At 63.2% G+C, this 20,734-nt stretch carries 18 protein-coding genes; 12 read left to right on the top strand and 6 right to left on the bottom strand.

The window, feature by feature from the left end; translation table 11 throughout:
• Window positions 1-21: 21 nt before the first annotated feature.
• Window positions 22-846 (top strand): DUF815 domain-containing protein, encoded by an 825-nt coding sequence (locus E2E30_RS01465; protein WP_133186568.1) that lies wholly within the window; start codon window positions 22-24, stop codon window positions 844-846.
• A 175-nt stretch (window positions 847-1,021) separates the two neighbouring features.
• On the opposite strand, the gene E2E30_RS01460 is transcribed toward E2E30_RS01465, so the two are convergent.
• Window positions 1,022-2,815, bottom strand: a complete 1,794-nt coding sequence (locus E2E30_RS01460) for an ABC-F family ATP-binding cassette domain-containing protein (RefSeq protein ID WP_133186566.1) — start codon at window positions 2,813-2,815, stop codon at window positions 1,022-1,024.
• Window positions 2,816-3,197: 382 nt separating this feature from the next.
• On the opposite strand from E2E30_RS01460, the gene E2E30_RS01455 reads away from it, so the two are divergent.
• The 4 genes from E2E30_RS01455 (at window position 3,198) to E2E30_RS01440 (ending at window position 7,216) form a co-directional block, all read left to right on the top strand.
• Complete coding sequence (locus E2E30_RS01455; RefSeq protein ID WP_133186564.1) at window positions 3,198-3,503, top strand: PepSY domain-containing protein; 306 nt, start codon at window positions 3,198-3,200, stop codon at window positions 3,501-3,503.
• A gap of 31 nt (window positions 3,504-3,534) precedes the next feature.
• A complete protein-coding gene (locus E2E30_RS01450) occupies window positions 3,535-4,200 on the top strand; it encodes a response regulator transcription factor (RefSeq protein WP_010183547.1) in 666 nt (221 codons plus the stop codon).
• A gap of 110 nt (window positions 4,201-4,310) precedes the next feature.
• The gene (locus tag E2E30_RS01445; protein ID WP_416194524.1) at window positions 4,311-5,636 is read left to right on the top strand and encodes a sensor histidine kinase; all 1,326 of its coding nucleotides are present in this window, start codon (window positions 4,311-4,313) and stop codon (window positions 5,634-5,636) included.
• Window positions 5,637-5,716: 80 nt separating this feature from the next.
• Entirely contained in the window at window positions 5,717-7,216 is a 1,500-nt protein-coding gene (locus E2E30_RS01440) for a hypothetical protein (protein WP_133186560.1), read from the top strand.
• A gap of 9 nt (window positions 7,217-7,225) precedes the next feature.
• On the opposite strand, the gene E2E30_RS01435 is transcribed toward E2E30_RS01440, so the two are convergent.
• Complete coding sequence (locus E2E30_RS01435; protein WP_133186558.1) at window positions 7,226-8,224, bottom strand: LLM class flavin-dependent oxidoreductase; 999 nt, start codon at window positions 8,222-8,224, stop codon at window positions 7,226-7,228.
• Window positions 8,225-8,413: 189 nt separating this feature from the next.
• Between E2E30_RS01435 and E2E30_RS01430 the strand changes: the two genes are divergently transcribed.
• The 3 genes from E2E30_RS01430 to glpX all read left to right on the top strand — a co-directional run bounded on the left by E2E30_RS01430 (window position 8,414) and on the right by glpX (window position 11,054).
• Window positions 8,414-9,082: a pyrimidine 5'-nucleotidase gene (locus E2E30_RS01430; RefSeq protein ID WP_133186556.1), complete on the top strand. Its 669-nt coding sequence runs from the start codon at window positions 8,414-8,416 to the stop codon at window positions 9,080-9,082.
• Complete coding sequence (gene dapD / locus E2E30_RS01425; protein WP_133186554.1) at window positions 9,079-9,903, top strand: 2,3,4,5-tetrahydropyridine-2,6-dicarboxylate N-succinyltransferase; 825 nt, start codon at window positions 9,079-9,081, stop codon at window positions 9,901-9,903. The genes E2E30_RS01430 and dapD overlap by 4 nt, the downstream gene beginning before the upstream one ends.
• Before the next feature lie 182 nt (window positions 9,904-10,085).
• Window positions 10,086-11,054, top strand: a complete 969-nt coding sequence (gene glpX / locus E2E30_RS01420; protein WP_133186552.1) for a class II fructose-bisphosphatase — start codon at window positions 10,086-10,088, stop codon at window positions 11,052-11,054.
• Window positions 11,055-11,217: 163 nt separating this feature from the next.
• On the opposite strand, the gene E2E30_RS01415 is transcribed toward glpX, so the two are convergent.
• The 3 genes from E2E30_RS01415 to E2E30_RS01405 form a co-directional block, all read right to left on the bottom strand.
• The gene (locus E2E30_RS01415) at window positions 11,218-13,062 is read right to left on the bottom strand and encodes an ATP-binding protein (RefSeq protein ID WP_133186550.1); all 1,845 of its coding nucleotides are present in this window, start codon (window positions 13,060-13,062) and stop codon (window positions 11,218-11,220) included.
• Window positions 13,063-13,275: 213 nt separating this feature from the next.
• Window positions 13,276-14,447 (bottom strand): IS3 family transposase gene (locus tag E2E30_RS01410; RefSeq protein WP_133186548.1). Its coding sequence is split into 2 segments (ribosomal slippage): window positions 13,276-14,183 and window positions 14,183-14,447, totalling 1,173 coding nucleotides; the frame shifts between segments, so codons are not numbered across the junction.
• 60 nt (window positions 14,448-14,507) lie between these two features.
• Window positions 14,508-15,038 carry a hypothetical protein gene (locus E2E30_RS01405; protein WP_133186546.1) on the bottom strand — a complete coding sequence of 177 codons (531 nt, stop codon included), beginning with the start codon at window positions 15,036-15,038 and terminating at the stop codon, window positions 14,508-14,510.
• A gap of 90 nt (window positions 15,039-15,128) precedes the next feature.
• On the opposite strand from E2E30_RS01405, the gene E2E30_RS01400 reads away from it, so the two are divergent.
• From E2E30_RS01400 to E2E30_RS01385, 4 genes are all read left to right on the top strand, one after another.
• Window positions 15,129-16,187 (top strand): hypothetical protein, encoded by a 1,059-nt coding sequence (locus E2E30_RS01400; RefSeq protein WP_133186544.1) that lies wholly within the window; start codon window positions 15,129-15,131, stop codon window positions 16,185-16,187.
• Window positions 16,177-17,259, top strand: coding sequence for a CRISPR-associated endonuclease Cas1 (gene cas1, locus E2E30_RS01395; protein ID WP_133186542.1), 1,083 nt, complete (start codon window positions 16,177-16,179; stop codon window positions 17,257-17,259). Before E2E30_RS01400 ends, cas1 begins: the two co-directional genes overlap by 11 nt.
• Before the next feature lie 37 nt (window positions 17,260-17,296).
• A complete protein-coding gene (locus E2E30_RS01390; protein ID WP_165954428.1) occupies window positions 17,297-17,791 on the top strand; it encodes a hypothetical protein in 495 nt (164 codons plus the stop codon).
• Between the two features lie 177 nt (window positions 17,792-17,968).
• Window positions 17,969-19,831, top strand: coding sequence for a CocE/NonD family hydrolase (locus tag E2E30_RS01385; protein ID WP_133186538.1), 1,863 nt, complete (start codon window positions 17,969-17,971; stop codon window positions 19,829-19,831).
• A gap of 26 nt (window positions 19,832-19,857) precedes the next feature.
• Here E2E30_RS01385 and E2E30_RS01380 read toward each other — a convergent pair whose 3' ends face one another.
• Window positions 19,858-20,652: an ABC transporter permease gene (locus tag E2E30_RS01380; RefSeq protein WP_133186536.1), complete on the bottom strand. Its 795-nt coding sequence runs from the start codon at window positions 20,650-20,652 to the stop codon at window positions 19,858-19,860.
• Window positions 20,653-20,734: the final 82 nt, after the last annotated feature.

The raw sequence follows: 20,734 nt of genomic DNA, 5'->3' as shown, positions 1-20,734 counted from the left end.
CCGCAGTGTAGCAGGCGCGGCATGACCGAGCCCAGCACCGACCCCCTCGCCCGCATCGCCGCCGCGCTCGAACGCCTTGCACCGCCACTACCCGCAAGCGCCGATCCGCTCGCGCACCCGGCTTATGTGTGGCGTGGCACAGTGCTCGAACCGGTGCGCGACTTCCGTCCCTTGCCGCTGGAACGGCTTCACGGCGTCGATGCGCAGCGCCGCGCGATGCTCGACAATGCGCGCCATCTGGCGGTCAAGGCCGCAGCGCACGACGTGCTGCTGTGGGGCGCGCGCGGTACCGGCAAGTCCGCGCTGGTCAAGGCGGTGACCGGCGCGGTGCAGGCCGAGGGCGGCGCGCTGGCGCTGGTCGAGATCGTGACGGCGCAGCTCGACACGCTGCCCGCCTTGTTCGCGCTGATCGCCGAGTGCCCCCGCGCGTTCCTGCTGTTCATCGACGATCTCGGATTCGACGCCGCCGCCGACGGGCGCGCTTTGCGCTCGATGCTCGATGGCGGGGCGGAAGCGCGGCCGGCCAATGCCCGGCTCGTCGTCACCTCGAACCGCCGCCATCTCGTCCCGCGCGAGATGATCGATCAGCCGAATGCGGTGAACCCGCGCGACGCCGCCGACGACGCGCTGGCGCTCGCCGATCGCTTCGGGCTGAGCCTTGGTTTTCACGTGGTCGACCAGGACGGGTATCTGGCGATCGTCGCGAGCTATGCGACGGCGTATGCGTTGCCGTTCGATCCGATGGATGCTGTCGGTTTTGCCACGCGGCGTGGCGCGCGCTCGGGGCGGGTGGCGTGGCATTACATCGTCGAGCTGGCCGGGCGGCAGGGGCGCTCGTTGGGGTAACGGAGCCTCCGCCCTCTCCCGCAAGCGGGAGAGGCTACGAAGACTTGGTCCGCCTTCTTCAGGCGGACCAAGTCGCAGTCGGTGAGGGCCTTCTGTCGCGCTTGAAGAAGAAGGCCCTCACCCAACCCTCTCCCGCAAGCGGGAGAGGGCTAGGAACGATAGATCGCCCGCAGGCTCACCCCTGCCCTTCGACCATTTCCGCCAGCTCGAGCCAGCGCAGTTCGGCCGCCGTTTTGTCTTCCTGCGCCTGGCCGATCGCCTCCATCAGCCGCTCGAACGCGTCGGGGTCGCGCGTGTAGAGATCGGGATCCTCGAGCAGCGTCTGGTCGCGCGCGATCGCGGCGTCGAGCGCCTCGATCCGCTTGGGCAGCTGCTCGTAATCGCGCTGATCCTTGTACGTCAGCTTGACCTTCGCGCCTGGCGCCGTCGGAGCAGCGACCGAAACCGCGTTCCTGGCGATCGCGCCGCGCTTGGTCGGCGCCTTGGCTTTCCGCCGACGCTCCCAATCCTCATAGCCGCCCGCGACGACGTCGACCGTGCCCGAGCCGTCGAGCCCGAGCGTGATCGTCACCGTGCGATCGAGGAAGTCGCGGTCGTGGCTGACGATCAGCACGGTGCCTTCATAATCGCCGATCACGTCCTGCAGCAGGTCGAGCGTCTCGAGGTCGAGATCGTTGGTCGGCTCGTCGAGGATAAGCAGGTTCGACGGCTTGGCGAACTCGCGCGCGAGCAGCAGCCGCGAGCGCTCGCCGCCCGACAGCGTGCCGATCTTGGCGTCGAGCACGCCGGGTTCGAACAGGAAGTCCTTCAGGTACCCAACCACGTGCTTGCGCGAGCCCTGCACCTCGACCCAGTCACCGCCGTCGGCGAGCACGTCGCGGATCGTCTTGTCAGGCTCCATCTTGCTGCGCTGCTGGTCGATGACGATACGCTCGAGCCCCTGCGCCATCTTGATCGTGCCGTGGTCGGGCGCGAGTTCGCCGGTAAGCAACTTGAGCAGCGTCGACTTGCCCGCGCCGTTCGCGCCGACGATGCCGATGCGATCCTTGCGCGTCACGCGCAGCGTCAGATCGTCGATGATCGTGCGGTCGCCGAACGCCTTGGTGATGTGCTTGGCGTCGATCACCACCTTCGACTTGGCGTCGCCGGTGCCGATCGAGAGGTTGGCGGCGCCCGCCGGGCCGACCATCGACGCGCGTTCGGCGCGCATCTCGACCAGCTTGGTGAGGCGGCCCTGGTTGCGCTTGCGGCGGCCGGTGACGCCGCGCAGCAGCCAATGCTCCTCGAGCTTCAATTTGGCGTCGAGCTTCTCGGCGTTGCGCGCTTCGTCGGCATAGACCGCTTCGGTCCAGGCGTCGAAGCCACCGAAGCCGATCTCGGCACGGCGCAAGTTGCCGCGGTCCATCCATAGCGTCTGCTTGGTCAGCTTGGTGAGGAAGGTGCGGTCATGGCTGATCACGACGAAGGCGCCGCGGAAGCGCTGGAGCCATTCCTCGATCCATTCGATCGCGCCGATGTCGAGATGGTTGGTCGGCTCGTCGAGCAGCAGCACGTCCGGGTTCTGCGCGAAGGCGCGGACGATCGCGGCGCGGCGGCGTTCGCCGCCCGAGGCCTTGGCGGCCTCGCGGGTGAGGTCGATGCCGAGCTGGTCGGCGATCGCTTCGGCCTCGTGCTGGCGCGGGGCGTCGTCGCCGCCGAGAACATAATCGGCGAGCGTCGTGCAGCCGGTCATTGCCGGCTCCTGTTCGAGCAGGATCACGCGCGTGCCGGGGACGATCGTGCGGCGGCCCTCGTCGCTGTCAATCTTGTTGCCGAGCAGCTTCATCAGCGTGGTCTTGCCAGCGCCGTTGCGGCCGATCAGCGCGAGCCGATCGCGCGGGCCGATATGGATGTCGAGGTTCCGAAAGAGCCATCCGGAGCCCTGGATGACGCCGAGATTTTCGTATGCGAGGATTGGTGCTAATGCCATGGCCGCGCGGCCTAGCGATTTAGCGTGGGTAAATCGAGGCTAAAGCGCGGGCGCGGGTGAGGCCGCATGAAGCGCGGTCCGCTCGAGCAGGATCCTAGCCGTCACCCCGGCCTTGTGCCGGGGTCCACCGGGCCGCGCGGACATCGTGACGAATTGCGGTTTGTGCCCGCTGCTTGGTGGACCCCGGCACGAGGCCGGGGTGACGACGACTGGCTCTGGCGAGGAAACGGACGGTGCGCCCCGCCGCGGCAAAGCCGCGTCGTCGAACGGGTTCGCTGGCGCGACCCGCCGTCCGGCCTTGCGCGGGTCAGCCGGGCGTGGCCGGCTGCCGCGCTTCGGCTCATTCACAGGCTGTTCAATCCTGCGCCCCTATGCAAAGCCGATGTCGATGCTCGTAACCGTCTTGTTGGGACTGGCCACTGCCACCGCCCCGCCCCCGCTGGCGGGCGCGGGGCTGCAACATGTCGATCAACGCGAAGCGTGGCGCGCGCGACGCGAGGGCCGCATCCTGCCGATCCGCGAGATCGAGGGGCGCGTGCTGCCGACGATGCGTGGCAGCCAGTATCTCGGCTTCGATTTCGACGCCGACCGCGGGATTTACACGCTCAAGTTCCTGCGCGATGGAACCGTCATCTGGGTCGAGGTCGACGGCCGTACCGGCCAGATCATCGGCCGCACCGGCAATTGAGCGCATCCGCGCTCGTAAAGGGAACACAGACATGCGCGTATTGATCGTCGAGGACGAACCAAGCCTGGGCCAGCAGCTCAAGGCCACGCTGGAAGGCGCCGGCTATGCAATCGACCTCGCCACCGATGGCGAGGAAGGGCATTTCATGGGCTCGACCGAGAATTACGACGCGATCATCCTCGATCTCGGCCTGCCCGAGATCGACGGGCTGACCGTGCTCGACCGCTGGCGCAAGGAAGGCCGCACCGCCCCCGTGCTCGTGCTCACCGCGCGCGACAGCTGGTCGGACAAGGTCGCCGGGCTCGATGCCGGCGCCGACGATTATGTCGCCAAGCCGTTCCAGTCGGAGGAACTGATCGCCCGCCTGCGCGCATTGATCCGCCGCGCCTCGGGCAATGCCTCGTCCGAACTGACCGCGGGCGGCGTGCGGCTCGACACGCGCTCGGGCAAGGTCACGCTCAACGGCGAGCCGGTCAAGATGACCGCGCAGGAATACAAGCTGCTCAGCTATCTGCTCCACCACAAGGGCAAGGTGGTCAGCCGCACCGAGCTGATCGAACATATCTACGACCAGGATTTCGACCGCGATTCGAACACGATCGAAGTGTTCGTCACGCGTATCCGCAAGAAGCTCGGGCAGGACGTGATCACAACGATCCGCGGGCTTGGCTACAGCCTTGAAGACCCGGATGCCTGACCGTGGCTGAAGCCGACGCGTCCGACCTAATAGCGCCGCCGCTGCCCGCGCTCGAGGGCGATGCGCATCCGGCGATCCCGGTGCGCACCACGGGGTCGTTGTCGCGCCGGATGATCCTGATCGCGGCGGGCTGGATCCTGCTGCTGCTCGCCGGCGGCGGGTTCGCGCTCGACCGCGTGCTGACCACCGCGATCACACGCAATTTCGACGACCAGCTCGAATATGTGCTGACCGCGTTGATCGTCTCGGCCGAGATCGGGCCGCAGGGCGAGGTCCTGTCGAACCGCGAGCTCGCCGATCAGCGCTTCATCGAGCCCAATTCCGGCCTCTATTATCAGATCGGCGCGCCGGGCCAGGAACCATATGCGTCGCGCTCGCTGTGGGATCGGCGGCTGGCCTATGGCGGCAAGCACAACGATCTCGGCGTCCATGCCTATGACAGCAAGCAGTTCGTCGATCCCAAGGCGGAGAATCCCGAACGGCTGCGGATCGTCGAGCGCGACGTCACGCTGCCGGGATCGAAGGTGCGCTGGCGCTTCCAGGTCGCGCAAAATCGCGACGGGCTCGACGCGCAGATCAAGGTGCTGCGCAAGACTTTGGTGCGCAGCTTCGCGTTGCTTGGCTTCGGGCTGATCGTGATGGCGGGCCTGCAGACCTTTTACGGACTGTGGCCGCTGCGCAAAGTGCGTGAGGAGATCGCCCGGATGCGCGCCGGGAAAGCACGCCAGATCGAGCGGCCGATGCCGATCGAGGTCGCGCCGATGGTCGAAGAACTGAACGCGCTGATCGCACATAACGAACGCCAGGCCGAGGAAGCGCGGCGTCACGCCGGCAACCTCGCGCATGCGCTCAAGACGCCACTCACCGTCATCATGAACGCCGCGACCGCCGAGGCTAACGATCTCGGCGAGACCGTCGTGCGCGAGGCGCGGACGATGCGGCGGCAGGTCGACCACCACCTCGCCCGCGCCCGCGCGGTCGGGCGGCGCGGGTCGGCGCACAGCCGGGCGGACGTCTGGCCGAGCCTCGAATCGGTCGAGCGCGCGGTCGGCATCCTCTATCGCCACGTCCGCATCGACAGCGACGGGCCAAAGGATCTGCAAGTCCATGTCGAGCGGCAGGATCTCGACGAGATGCTCGGCAATCTGATCGAGAATGCCGCGAAGTACGGCGGCGGATCGGTGTTTGTCACGGTCTCGAAGCATTCGGGCTTCGTCGAATTCCTGATCGAGGATGACGGCGTCGGCATCCCCGAGGAACAGCGCATCCGCATCTTCGACCGCGGCGTGCGGCTCGATTCGGGCAAGCCTGGCACGGGGCTCGGCATGGCGATCGTGCGCGACGTGGCGGAGATCTACGAGGGCACGGTGAGCCTCGAGGAGAGCGAGGATCTCGGCGGGTTGCTGGTACGTTTGCGGTTGCCTGCGGCGAACTGACGGCTACCGCACCTTCGCTTTGATCTCGGCCACGTGTCTGCCATAGCAAGACAAAATACGGGGTTGCGGTCATGGGGAAGTTGCACTGGATTGCGCTCGCGCTGTGCGGGGTCGGGGCCCCGGCTGCTGCGGCAGAACCCTGGCGAGAGGCATCGAGCAGCCATTTCGTCATCTACGCGCAGTATACGCCCGAAGCGCTACAATCCTTTGCGAACCAGCTCGAGCGGTTTGACAAGGCGCTGCGCGTGCTGCGCCATCTGCCCGACGACCCAGTAGGCAAGGCCAATCGGCTGACCATTTTCGTCGTTCAGGACAATGCGGCAGCGGCAAAGCTGGCGGGGGCGCCGCGCAGCGATATCGTCGGTTTCTATCGCGGCCGCGCCGGCGCTTCGGTCGCGATCATGTCGCGGGAAAAAGCAGACCATTGGTCGGATGCCACACCGCAGATCATCCTGCTGCACGAATATGCTCACCACTTCATGTATCGCAATTATCCCGCAGCGTACCCCGCCTGGTACTCGGAAGGCTTCGCCGAATTTTTTTCGACGGCGTTGTTCGATGCGGACGGCGGGATCGAGATCGGCGCGCCGGCCAATCATCGGGCATATGAATTCGCGATCTCGCGCCATCCGAATATCCCGCTGATGGTATCCGACCCCAGTAACGGGGCCGGCCTCAGCGAGATCGAATTATATGGATATGGCTGGCTGCTCACGCATTATCTGACGTTCAACGATGCCCGCAAAGGGCAACTGACCGCCTATCTCGACGCGATCAACCGCGGTCGCCCGGCGCGCGAGGCCGCGATCCAGGTGTTTGGCGATCTCCTGCGGTTGCAACGCGAAGCGCTGACGTATCTTTCCAAGCGTCACATGAAGGTCGTGCGGCTGCTGCCCGCCGAATTGCCGACCGGGCCCGTCGCGCTGCGCGAGCTCGCCCCAAGTGAAGCGGAAATGCTGCCGACGAAAATCCGGGCCTTCTCCGCCGACACCGGTTCGAAAGAAACGGATCTCGTGAACGATGCGCGCCGCGTTGCCGCGCATTGGCCGCAGGACCTTACCGTGGCGAGCGCATTGGCCGAGACCGAGCTGGCAGGCGGTGACCTAACGGCGGCCGACACCGATGCGCAACGCGTTCTGACCGCGGATGCAAACGCACTACCGGCGCTGCTTGTGCGGGCCGAGGTCGCGCTGCGGCTTGCGGCCGCGAGCGGATCGACCACCGAAAAGACACGCTTGGCCAAGCTCGCACGCACTTTTGCAATGCGCGCCAACCGCTGCGACCCAGACCATCCCGTCCCGCTCACCCTGTTTTATCGCAGCTTCGCCGCGGCTGGCGAGACACCGTCCGCCAACGCCGTCACCGCCCTCACCCGTGCGCACCTGCTCGCGCCCGAGGACGCCGAGCTACGTCTCCTGCTGGCAACCGAGATGATCGCCGAGTCGAAGGCTCGGGAGGCACGAATCCTGCTCACACCGATCGCCTATGCATCGCACGGCGGCGCCGTACGCAAGGCGGCCAGCGCGCTGCTGGCCAAACTCCCCGCTGCCAGCGACCCTACCCCGACGCCGGCGCGCTAAGCGCCGTCGCTATGCCGCGACGGCGACCTCGCGCATCACGTCGGCGGTGATCGTCAGGCTGCGCTTGCGCGCTTCGTGATCGTAGATCGAACTGGCGATCATCAGCTCATCGACGCCGGTACGGGCGACGAACGCGGCGATCTCGCGCGCGACCTTCGCGGGGCCGCCGACTGCCGAGCAGGACAGGACGTGATCGAGGATCGCGGCCCCTTGCGCGCCGAGGCTCTCGCGATAGCCCGCGACGGGCGGCGGGAGCTGGCGCGGATTGCCGGTGCGCAGCGCGACGAACGCCTGTTGCTGCGAGCTCGCCAGCAACTCGCCCTGCGCGTCGGTATCGGCGGCGAAGACGTTGAAGCCGGCCATGACGTGCGGCTTGGCAAGCGCGGCCGAGGGGCGGAAGGTGCGACGGTAGATGTCGATCGCCGCCATCAGCGAATCGGGCGCGAAGTGCGACGCGAAGGCATAGGGCAGCCCGAGCATCGCGGCGAGCTGCGCGCCGAAGGTGCTCGACCCGAGGATCCACAGCGAGACGTCGGCGCCCGCGCCCGGCGTCGCGACGATGCCGGTCTGGCCGTCGTTTGCGAAATAGCTCTGCAGCTCGACCACGTCGCGCGGGAAGGCGTTGGCGTCGGTCTCGAGATTGCGGCGCATCGCGCGCGCGACGATCTGGTCCGAGCCCGGCGCGCGGCCGAGGCCGAGGTCGATCCGGCCGGGGAACAGCGCGTCGAGCGTGCCGAACTGCTCGGCGATCGCGAGCGGGGCGTGGTTGGGCAGCATGATCCCGCCCGCGCCGACGCGGATCGTCGAGGTGTTCGCGGCGATGTGGCCGAGCACGACCGAGGTGGCGGCGCTGGCGATGCCGGTCATGCCGTGATGCTCGGCGGTCCAGTAGCGGTGGAAGCCGTTGCGCTCGGCGTGCTTTGCGAGGTCCGCGGCGTTGGCGAGCGCCTGGGACACGGTGCCGCCTTCGATGACGGGGACGAGATCGAGCAGGGAATATTGGGTCATGTTAGGGATGTGGGGAGGACGGCGGTCGTTTCAAAGCCCCTCCCCTGAAGGGGAGGGGTTGGGGTGGGGAAGTCAAAAGCGCCGGCGTCTCTGCGAGGCACGCCCCACCCCCGTCCCCTCCCCTGAAGGGGAGGGGCGAAGATGCGTCTCCGCCTTGCCCCCCTCGTCCCTCCCGCTTAGAGCCACCGTATGGACCCACGCCTCGCCCATATCCGCACCTGGATCTTCGATCTCGACAACACGCTCTATCCCTCGAGCGCGCGGCTGTTCGACCAGATCGATGCGCGGATGACGGGCTATATCGCCGACAAGTTCGCGGTCGACCATGTCGAGGCGCGCCGCATCCAGAAGGGCTATTTCCACGCCCATGGCACGACGCTCGCCGGGCTGATGGCAGAGCATGACGTCGACCCGCACGCCTTTCTCGACCATGTCCACGACATCGAGATGGACGTGCTGGAGGAAAACGCTCCGCTCGCCGCGGCGATCGCCAAGCTGCCTGGGCGCAAACTCGTCTTCACCAATGCCGACACGCCCTATGCGAGCAAGGTGCTGGCGAAGCTCGGGCTCGGCGAGAGTTTCGAGGCGATCCACGACGTCCATGCGATGGACCTGATCCCGAAGCCGCAGGCGTCGGCGTACGCCGGGCTGTGCGCGGCGTTCGATCTCGACCCGACGACCTGCCTGTTCGCCGAGGACATGGCGCGCAACCTCGCGCCCGCCAAGGCAATCGGCATGACGACGCTGTGGGTCGACAATGGCTCGGAACAGACGCCGGGCGGCGAGGACCGCTCCTTCATCGACTTCACCTGCGCCGACATCACGGCGTGGCTCCACGACCATACGGGGGATATATGAGCGACCTGCAGCAGACCATCGACGGCGCGTGGGACGCGCGCGACACGATCAGCTTCGCGACCAGGGGCGATGTGCGCGACGCGGTCGAGCAAGCACTGCTCCAGCTCGATTCGGGCGCGATGCGCGTCGCCGAGCCGACCGGGGACGGCGGCTGGCAGGTCAATCAGTGGCTCAAGAAGGCGGTGCTGCTCTCCTTCCGGCTCAACGACAACAGCCTGGTCGAGGGCGGCGCCGGCGGCGCTCCGGCGTTCGACAAGGTGCCCTCGAAGTTCACCGGCTGGGGTGAGGCCGAGTTCCGCGCAGGTGGCTTCCGCGTCGTTCCCGGTGCGGTTGCGCGGCGCGGGAGCTTCATCGGCAAGGGCGCAATCCTGATGCCGAGCTTCGTCAACATCGGCGCCTATGTCGGTGAGGGCACGATGGTCGACACCTGGGCGACGGTCGGCAGCTGCGCGCAGATCGGCAAGGGCGTGCATCTGTCGGGCGGCGCGGGGATCGGCGGCGTGCTCGAGCCGCTGCAGGCGGACCCGGTGATCATCGGCGACGGCGCGTTCATCGGCGCGCGGGCCGAGGTCGCCGAGGGTGTGCGCGTCGGCGAAGGTGCGGTGCTGTCGATGGGCGTGTATCTCGGTGCGAGCACCAAGATCATCGACCGCGCGACCGGCGAAGTTTTCCGCGGCGAAGTGCCGCCGTATTCGGTGGTGGTGCCGGGCTCGACCGGTGGCGGCGACGGCAAGCCGGCGCTGTATTGCGCGGTGATCGTCAAGCGCGTTGATGCGCAGACGCGCTCGAAGACCAGCATCAACGAACTGCTGCGCGACTGACCCTTCTTCCCCCCTCCCGCTTGCGGGAGGGGTCGGGGGTGGGCGCGCGCTATCGACGGCAACTGTCGCTGAAAGCGCGCGCCCACCCCCAGCCCCTCCCGCAAGCGGGAGGGGAGTAGCAACGTCTCGACAACGTAACGCGCCCCGCCTAGTCCCTCCCCAAACAAGAGGATGCTTCGTCAATGACCACCACCGCTTCCAAAACGCTCGACCGTGTTCTCGTCCTCGAAATGGTCCGCGTGACCGAGGCGGCGGCGATCGCCGCGTCGACGCTCACCGGGCGCGGCGATGAAAAGGCGGCGGATGCGGCGGCGGTCGATGCGATGCGCACCGCGCTCAACTCGCTCTACATGGACGGCACCGTCGTCATCGGCGAAGGCGAGCGCGACGAGGCGCCGATGCTGTTCATCGGCGAGAAGGTCGGCTCGGCAATCGGCAAGGGGCCGAAGATCGACATCGCGCTCGATCCGCTCGAAGGCACGACGATTTGCGCCACCGCCGGGCCGAACGCGCTCGCGGTGCTCGCGATCGCCGAGGAAGGCGGGCTGCTCAACGCGCCGGACGTCTATATGGACAAGATTGCGTGCGGCCCGGGCTATCCCGAGGGGATCATCGACCTCGACAAGTCGCCGACCGAGAACGTCACCGCGCTGGCGGCTGCCAAGGGCGTCAAGCCGTCGGAGATCATCGCCTGCGTGCTCGATCGTCCGCGCCACGCCAAGATCATCGCCGAGTTGCGTGCACTTGGCTGCGGAATCATGCTGATCGGTGACGGCGACGTGGCCGGCGTGATCGCGACGACCAACCCCGACACGACGATCGACATCTACATGGGTTCGGGCGGCGCCCCCGAAGGCGTGCTGGCGTGCGCGGCGCTGCGCTGCGTCGGCGGGCAGTTCAAGGGCCGGCTGCTGTTCCGCAACGACGACGAGCGTGCGCGCGCCGCCAAGTGGGGCGTGACCGATCTCGACAAGCAGTACGACCTTACCGAGCTGGCACGCGGCGACTGCATCTTCGCTGCGACCGGCGTGACCGACGGCTCGCTGCTCGCCGGCGTGAAGCGCAAGGGGCATATCATGACGACCGAGAGCGTCGTGATGCGCGCGAGCTCGGGCACGGTGCGCTGGGTCAAGGGCGAACACCGGATCTGAGGCGCGTCTAAGCCCCAGACCCTAAACCAAATCGTCACCCCGGGCTTGTCCCGGGTGGTAAACATAACTTCCAATCGGACGACACTAATTACCGACGAAACGTCAAATGGCGATGACTTCTCAACCACCAAGTCGCCCCACTCGGGGTTTCATGACCGTGCCGTCACGTCGTCATTCGTCCAGCGATAGCCGTAAGCCCAGCTAAGGTCGTACCTTCAGACGACCAGCCTTCAGCGAATGAAATGTCATGTGAGTTTGGAAGCTGCTCGCGGGTAAGCGTGCGCAATCGTATCCGAGCGGGTATGGCGGCAGCTTCGCCAACAAATAGTGCTTCCTGCCTTGGAAGCGACGACAACATTTTTGTCATTCCTGACAAACTATCTGGTAATATCCTCGATACATGTTCTTGGTCGGTACTGTTGGCTAATCGCAGCACTATCCAAGAATTGCATTGAGAAATTACGGTGTCTTCGATGTCTGATGGGCGCTGTGAAACTAACATCAACCCCAAGCCATACTTTCGTCCCTCGCGGGCGAGGCGCCGAATGGCGGTTTGCGCAACCTCGTATTGCGCATCGCCCCGATTGGGCACGTACCGATGCGCTTCCTCACAAACAAATAATACGGGATCAAGCTCGCGCTCCTCACGCGTTTGATGAAGTTTATATTGAAACAAAAGACGAGCTATCGCGCCGGTTAGCGGGCCGGCAACCTCATTTGGAAGACCAGAGATATCAATGATTTTTAAACACGAATCGTCAGCACCATCGACGTTAAGGAACTGAGATAGGATTTCCGGCAGCGTTGGGCCGCCTTGGCCGTGTTCTTCCATCAAAAACTGAATCCTGGGGTCTGTAGTCAAAACCCGGAATTTATTGAGAATTGAGGCATAATCCTTCTGAAAGTCAGAGGGGGTTACGTCATTCCATGCCACGCCTTGCTGTCGCTTGGCTTGTCGACCCACGATATGTGCGTGAAATTCCGCAAGGGTAAACGGACGCGGCTTGTCGCGATCAAATGAAACTAGCTGGTGTTCACCGATATTAGCTGCTAGCATCGGCTGCTCGGGGTGTTGTCCAGCCGGTAAATCAGCGGGGACTTCTCCAATGGCACTTCGCGCCAGACCAGCCCCGACCATGCGAGCGTGAGAGAGCGCTTTGTAAACAGTGTTGGCTTGAGACGTTGCCTCAAACTCAGTCTTGCCGATCACTAGCGAACGGAACTCATCGCTGGACATAAGCCAGTAAGGGAGTTTGAGGGTGGTTGCTCCCCCCACATTCTGACCGAGCGCATCGTAAGCACGAAAAACCTTAGCGCGGCCTTGGAAGGCCGAAGCATATTCGCCGTGGGGATCGATAAGGATGATGCATGGCCGCGTCCCCCGCTCCGGACGGCATTGGTGTTCCAGGATAGAGTGAATGACGGCAGCAACCGCACTCGACTTACCAGAGCCGGTCGATCCAAGAATCGCGCAGTGATGGCCGAAAAGTTTGTCGATGTTCGCGCGGCATTGCACGCGCGTTGCGCCGACGTAGGTGCCGATTGGAACTAGTCGATCGGCTCCAGCTTCTGACGCCTTCTCCGCGCTGGCAAATAGCTTATCTGTTTCTTCCTTTGTGATCAGGTGCACGCCCTGCAATGGCAAAGGGTAGGTCGAGACACCCCGCTTAAACGAGAGCTCTTCCTCTGCAGCATTAAACCACGCTTCACCGAGCAGGTCCGCTTCAATCACCCTGCGATCTTGGTCTAAAGCCCTTCCATGCGGCGCGGAGAGGGCGGCAGCTTCCTCGTCGGACTGCAATCTTAGCAGTCTGACAGTGGCAAAGAGTAGTCGTCTTCCCAAATGCATTTTAACGACGCTGCCAATCTGACCAACGTCGTACACGCGGCCGCTATAGCTCCGCGTTAGTTCGGTTATGTCACGTTTAAGCGCAATTTTGATGGCGCTTCCAGCCACTTCAAATACGGTCCCAATTTCGAGATCCGGATCAAGGATGAATGCGCTCATGCCATTGCCTCTTGGATATCTTTCGGCAGGCCGGCAGAAAAAAGACGTGCGGCGCCGTCAAAAGTCCACCAATCACGTTTTCCCTCTGGAGCAGCAAATACCGGACCGATAAGCCCCTGATAGATGCCCCGGGGACTAGCGATAAAAAGCCGTTGACCCCAGGACTTTGACAACCACAGTGACCTGCCCCCGTCGAGTGGCCCGGGTTGATTGTTAGTGGATTATGCTCGCCGCCGCCATATCCGGGCGGAGGGGGAGCGAAGCGGAGCCGGAGGCCAGATACGGCGGTGAAGCCGTTTCCGGGGCCGGCGGTCGGTAGCCGAGGCTGCTGTGTGGACGGACCGTGTTGTAATGTCGGCGCCATGCCTCGATCAGCACCCTTGCCTCGGCGAGGCTGTAAAAGATTTCGCCATTGAGCAGTTCGTCGCGAAGCGACCCGTTGAAGCTCTCATTATAGCCATTCTCCCATGGTGATCCCGGCGCGATGTAGAGCGTCTTCACGCCGATCTGGCCGAGCCATTGCTGCACGGCATTGGCGATAAATTCGGCGCCATTGTCCGACCGGATATGTGCCGGCGGGCCCCGTGCGATGAACAGGTCCGCCAGTGCGGCGAGCACATCTTCATGTTTGAGCTGACGAGCAACAACCAGCGCCAGGCACTCCCGACTGGCCTCGTCGATGATGGTCAGGATACGGAACTTGCGACCATCATGCGTGCGGCCTTCGACGAAGTCGTACGCCCACACATGCCCCGGATATTCCGGTCGAAGCCGGATGCACGATCCGTCGTTCAACCAAAGCCGTCCACGCTTTGGCTGACGTTGCGGGACTTTGAGCCCTTCGCGCCGCCAGATCCGCTCGACCCGTTTATGGTTCACCGTCCAGCCCGCATGGCAGAGCAACGCTGTCACCCGGCGATAGCCGTAGCGACCATATTGCTTCGCCAGCGCGATAATGTCTTCCGATAGCGCCTGTTCGTCATCCGCCCCGCGCGGCACCTTGCGCTGCGTCGATCGATGCTGGCCCAGCACCCGGCAGATCCGTCGCTCGGACACCGGAAGCTTTCGTTGCACATGATCGATACAGCGCCTTCGCCGCGCGGGGCTCAGAAGTTTCCCCGGGCTGCCTCCTGCAAAATCAGCTTGTCCAGCGTCAGGTCCGAGATCGCCCTTCGAAGCCGAAGGTTCTCCCTCTCCAGATCCTTCATGCGCCGGGCCTGGTCAGTCTTCAGACCGCCATACTCCTTGCGCCAGCGATAATATGTCTGCTCGCTGACCGCGATCCGCCGACATGCTTCCGCAGTCGATGACCCCTGTGCCAGCACAATCTCAACTTCACGCAGCTTCCCGATGATCTCTTCCGGCTTGTGCTTCTTGCTCGGCATTCGTCGTCCCTTTCGTGGTCCAGACTATCATAATCTCTGGGCCACTCAGCGGGGGGCAGATCAGCCTTTGGCGCGTAGTTCGTACAGCGTGTCCGGGTCGGTCTCGAAGGGATGATATATACCTCGCACATCGGTCACGCCCTGACCGACATAGGGTTCCAACAAGGAGAAGCGGCCAGTTGGCAGATATTTTCCTACTGCGGCCATATACGCACCGAGGCGCTTGGCACCTTCGTCATCGACCTTTACATCAATCAGGCGTCCGCCTGAGTAGAGCGGGAGGCTATTTTCGATGCTCGGTTTGAACGCATAGCGACGACCTTCCCGCACATAATCACCATGTTCCGCGATCGATCGGCGCAGGCGCTCCCGCGAAATGCGCAACGCCCGAGCGGTTGCCGTCAGGCTTTCACCGTTCGCCACCCGCGCAAACCCTTCGCCTAGTCGCGTATCTGGTTTGACCGCCAATCCCGAAACGGTCGGCTCGCCAATCTTGGCATGGCCACGAGCCGCACTCTTGCTCAACCCCTTCGCAAGCGCCCGCTCGATGCGCTTGCGGTAAACTTCCGGGCCTCTCGGTCTGATTCGCACTGGCTTGGCTCCAACAATGGGAGCCGGGCAAATTCATCACATTGAAACAGGACGCACGCCAAATAAATGGGAGACATAAAAGGGTAGCTAGTGCTGTTCCGCGAATTCTTCCCACGCCTTCATGACCACGCATATGAGCGGTACGGCGAAGTCGTCACCGATCGGCAATTCCGGGACTGGCGAGAGGATGGATTGTTGCCGGGACCAGCGGCACCGAAAGGACGCGGGCGGGGCCGCTCGCCAGATCGGCACTGGCCTATCGCAAGCTATCGCCGCGCCTTGCGCATTTGCCGTTACAAAAGTTGGGGCGCGTATCGGCAATCACAGTGGTGGCTTGGGTTTTGGTTGTCCGGCGAGGACATCGCGCCGGAAACAATTCGCGCGGCCCTGAAGCGCGAATTCAGGGCCGAGCGCAGGCGTAATCGATCTTTTGTGGAGAGCAACCGATGGCGTGAAAGCAAATTCCACACAGTTGCCGACGCTGAACGCGGTGGGATTGTTAGCGACAGCGAAATCGCCGGGTGGCTAGCGCTGAGCGGAATGACGCCAGATCAATATCGCCGCCTTTCCATATTGCAATTGGACGAGTTTGCCGATGACAAGGCGGAAAGGCTTTTCCATGAAATGGCCCCGCTATCGTTTCCACTAGATTTAAAAATGGATGAAGAAGCCGCAGCCGCTATGCGCGCTGAAATCGAAGCAGATATCACATCCGAAGAGATAAGGCGCGCATGGCGTAATGGCCACATGGCGGATGGAGCCAACCAACCCGGCAAATATCTTGACCGGCTGCCGGAATCCGATTTTGCAATTTGCCTTGAAATTCTGAAAATTCGTGAGCGTTCTGGTATATTGAATTACGGCATGTTGTGGATTGCAGGAGTGCCATTGCCCGAGCAAATTGTGTTACCTTTGTTTCAATTAAGAGCGAGTCGTGCTCCAGCATTGGAAGTTCGAATTTCTCAATTAATTAGAATTGCATTTGAAATTGATACTGATTGCCGCGACGGGCGCAATTCATCGTGGAGGTTAGAAGGAGCGATTGAATCCGAGCTGAAATTAATCAAGATTGTACGGGAGAATGCTTCAGAATTTCGTTCGAATTTGCTAAAGTTTATTAGCAACTCAGAGGCGAATTATGAAGCATGAAATCATTGCCGGTCTGAGCGAATGGACAGTCCGCAGCGATTATTGGTTACAGAAATCAATCGAATTGGGCGGAACCCGCGCGCTCCGCGAACGCCAATCTACGCCGCTGATCCTGACCGGTGACGGCGTGCATATGCGGGTCGAGAAGGGCTCTCTCCATATTCGCGGTGGCCTGACGCATTATCGGCAGGAGCCGGAAGTCTATCGCTTTTTCCGTGGCGACCTTGACCTGCCACCCCGCATCGTCGCAGTCGATTGCAGCGGAGGGCTCTCGTTCGATGTTCTGGCTTGGCTAGCCGAGCAAGACGTGACGCTAATTTGTCTCGATTGGAAAGGCGATGGCGTTTCCGTTCAGGCCTGCAACGGTTATGCAGCCGACCGTGGGAAGGTGCGATGGCAGCAAGAAACCCGCGCGGATGAAACGGCGCGGATCACGTTTGCTGCCGACCTGATCCAGCAGAAGCTAGCCGCCAGCATCGAGACGTTGGAAGCGCATATCTCACCTTCGCGGTCACAGGCCTTGGCTCTCAGGAAATCGCTGGTCGGGATCGAACGACTGGCGAGCGACAAATTCGGCGACCTGAACGCCGTCTTCGCGATCGAAGGGGAATGCGCTTCCGCCTACTTCGCGGCGTGGCAGGGAATGGCGATCTCGTGGAAAGGGACCAAGCGACATCCGGTCCCGGACGCTTGGCTAACCTATAAGGGCCGCAGCTCGCTGGCGAACGGAGTGAAGCCAGAGAACCGCAACGCATCGCACCCGGTCAATGCGCTCTTGAACTACGCCTACGCGGTGACGTTGCAACGCCTCCAGATTCAAGCGATCGCCGATGGCTATGATCCAACGCTGGGCATCATGCACAGCGGCAAGCGGGGAAACCCCGCCTTCATCCTCGACTTGATCGAGCCAAAGCGGTCCCGGATCGACGCTATGATATTGGCGTTCGTCGCCCAGCACACTTTCAGCGGCGCAGACTTCGTGATTCGGGAGAACGGCGGTTGCCGCTTATCTCCGCAATTGGCGAGACACGTTTCTGTAATGCTGTTGGACCCAGCGTATTGCGCAGCCTAATGTGGCCTCTCGCAAACTATCGAAGGCCGGGGACACGGTGCCTAACACAGAAACTTGGGGGATTGTGGCTGTCGCTGCGATCGGAGCGGTGGCCTCAGTAGCTGCTGGAGCCATCGGTTATCAGAGCGGGTCAAACGCTGTCGATAAAGACTATGTTGAAATGGCGACAACGATTCTTTCTAAAAAGGATGCGAGCCCAGAATTGAGGCGCTGGTCTGTCTCTGTACTGAGTAAATTATCACCCGTTCCGTTCGGATCGAAACTTGAGTCTCAGTTGAGTGAGAGCGGATTAGGGGCTGTTAGATTGACGGTCCCGCCAATCCAAATACCCAAAGAGATCATGGAGCCATGTCCAGATTTGTTGAAGGGTATAAAGAAGCCCACCGACGTGCTGCTCGTTAAAGTCGCCAACGAATACCAGAGGTGCCGATTAAAGCATGAGGCCATTGAAGGCTGGGTTTCTGAAACCAACAAAAATAATGCCCGATATACCGAAGGCGCTGAGGCAGCGGAGGCCGAACTAGGCAAATGAACTAGCTCCAGCTCTTGTGAGCGAAAGGGATCGATCGGTAAGATACGTCGTTCGATCCTGAGTTATGTTTACCACCCGGGCTTGTCCCGGGGTCCACCGTGCCGCACACTTGCCGCGTGAGCGTTTGCGGCACGGTGGACCCCGGCACGAGGCCGGGGTGACGTTTGGGGGTTGGGTATGCGTAAAGTTGTGGCGGCGCTGGCTGCCGGTGTCGCGCTGGCCGGCCCGATCGCTGCGCGCCCGCAGGCCGCGCCCGTAGCGGCCCCTGCCCCCGCGCTCTCCCCCTACACCTACGAAGAAGTGATGGTTCCGATGCGCGACGGCGCGCGGCTCCAGACCGTGATCTTGCGTCCGCGGAACCAGACCGGACCGCTGCCGATCCTGTTCTCGCGTACACCCTACGGCGTGCCCGACTCCGCGCCGAAGAAGGTTCCCGGCAATCAAGTCGCGCTCGACCGCGACGGCTATATCTATGTCGAGCAATCGATGCGCGGGCGCTTCAAGTCCGATGGCGTGTTCACGCTGTCTACCTCGGTGCATCCCGGCGACCCGAAGCAGGTCGACGAAGCGACCGATGCCTATGACAGCATCGATTGGCTGGTGAAGAATGTCGCACAAAACAACGGCAAGGTCGGGATGTGGGGCGTGTCCTACCCCGGCTTCGCCGCGGCGATCGCACTGATCGGCCCGCATCCCGCGCTGAAGGCGGTCAGCCCGCAGGCGGCGTGGGTGGATTACTGGCAGTCAGACGATCTCCACCGAAACGGCGCGCTACGCCTGTCGTATGCGACCGACTGGCTGGCGATGCTCCAGCTCGACAAGACGCAGGACACGTCGTTCCAATACGATCGCTACGACACGTACGACTGGTTCCTCGCCAAGGGCCCGGTCGAGCAGATCGACAAGACCGAGTTCAAGGGCAAGGTGCCGATGTTCACCGCCTTGCTCGACCATCCCAATCACGACGCCTTCTATACCGATCAGCGCTGGAGCGACCGGCTCGGCAAAACCGTGGTGCCGACGCTCAACGTCGCGGGCTATTGGGATCAGGAAGATCCGTCGGGATCGTGGCAGATCTATTTCAAGCAGGCGCAGAACGACCCCGATCATCTCGCGACGATGGTCGCCGGCCCTTGGGCGCATGGCTGGTGGCAGCGGCCGACCAATGCGCTCGGGCCCATCCCGTACGGCGTGCCGAGCGGGACGCAGTTCCAGGAGCAGATCCAGGCGCCGTTCTTCGCCTATTGGCTCCACGGGACGGGCGCGAAGCCGACGACCGGCGTGAAGAGCTTCCAGAGCGGCAGCTGGGCGTGGAAGAGCTACACGGCGTGGCCGGCGGCAGGCACCAAGCCGACCGACCTGTATCTCCACGCCGACGGCTCGCTGTCGTTCAAGGCACCGGCACCGGGCGAAGCGTGCCGCGATTATGTGTCGGACCCGGCCAACCCGGTGCCGTTCCGCGCGCGCCCGATGTCCGGGACGTATCTGTCGCCCGACTGGTCGTGGTGGGAGGCGGCCGACCAGCGCTTCCTCGGCGGGCGGCCCGACGTGCTGAGCTATACGAGCGCGCCGCTCGAGAAGGATCTGAGCGTGACGGGGCATGTCCTCGCGCAGCTTGCCGCCTCGACCAGCGGGACCGACAGCGACTTCGTCGTCAAGTTGATCGACGTCTATCCGGACAACCAAGTGCAGAACGCCGAATCGCCAAAGCCCGGCGACTATGCCAAGTCGCTCAACGGCTATCAGCTGCCGATCGCGATGGATGTCAGGCGGGGGCGTTTCCTTGCGAGCGACACGAACCCGCAGCCGTTGGCGCCGGGCAAGGTGACGCGCTGGGAAGTGGCGCTGCGCGAGCACGACCATGTGTTCTTGAAGGGCCACCGGCTGATGGTGCAGGTTCAGTCGAGCTGGTTCCCGGTGATCGACCGCAACCCGCAGCGCTTCGTCCCCAATATCGCGCGGGCGAAGGCGGGGGATTTCGTCAAGGCGACGCAGAAGGTGTGCGCCGGCTCGAAGATCGTGCTGCCGGTAATGCCCTAAATCCCTCTCCCTTCGGGAGAGGGAGATTAGTTCTTCATCCGCCAGCCGGTCTTGAAGATCCAGGATATGACACCGAGGCAGACGACCAAAAACAGCGCGGTCACGCCCAGGCTCAAGCCCACCGACACATCCCCCTTGTCGAAGAACGCCCAGCGGAAGCCGCTCACCAGATACACCACCGGGTTGAACAGGCTCACCGTCCGCCACGGCTGCGGCAGCATGTCGATCGAATAGAAGGCGCCGCCAAGGAAGGTCAGCGGCGTGATCAGCAGCGCGGGGATGAAATTCAGCTGCTCGAAGCCGTTCGCCCACACGCCGATGATGAAACCAAGCAGACTGAAGGTGACGCTCGTCAGCACAAGGAAGGCGAGCATCGCGACCGGATGGACGATGCTGAGCGGCACGAACAGCGAAGCCGTCGCGAGGATGATCAGCCCAAGCACGATCGACTTGGTCGCCGCCGCGCCGACATAGCCGATCACCATCTCCATCGCCGACACGGGAGCCGAGAGCAGCTCGTAAACGGTGCCGGTGAATTTGGGGAAATAGATGCCGATCGAGGCGTTCGAGATGCTCTGCGTCAGCAGCGAGAGCATGATCAAGCCGGGCACGATGAAGCTGCCATAGCCGACCCCGCCGACCGTGCTGATCTTCGACCCGATCGCCCCGCCGAACACGACGAAATAGAGCGAGGTGGTGATCACCGGCGTGACGAGGCTTTGCCACAAGGTACGCAGCGCGCGCGCCATCTCGAAGCGATAGATCGCCCAGATGCCGTGGAAATTGACCGCGGGGGCCTTGGTTGCGGCGTGCGTGCTCATGCAGCGATCCTCCCTGTTTCCGTTCGTGCTGAGCCTGTCGAAGCACTGCCCAACACGAGCGGACCCGGTGGAAGAGATGCCC

It is taken from the genome of Sphingomonas sp. AAP5 (genome assembly GCF_004354345.1).
GTDB classification, from domain to species: Bacteria; Pseudomonadota; Alphaproteobacteria; order Sphingomonadales; family Sphingomonadaceae; genus Sphingomonas; species Sphingomonas glacialis.
The sequence above is the reverse complement of the archived record's forward strand: the minus strand, read 5'-3'. Positions and strand labels throughout refer to the sequence as shown.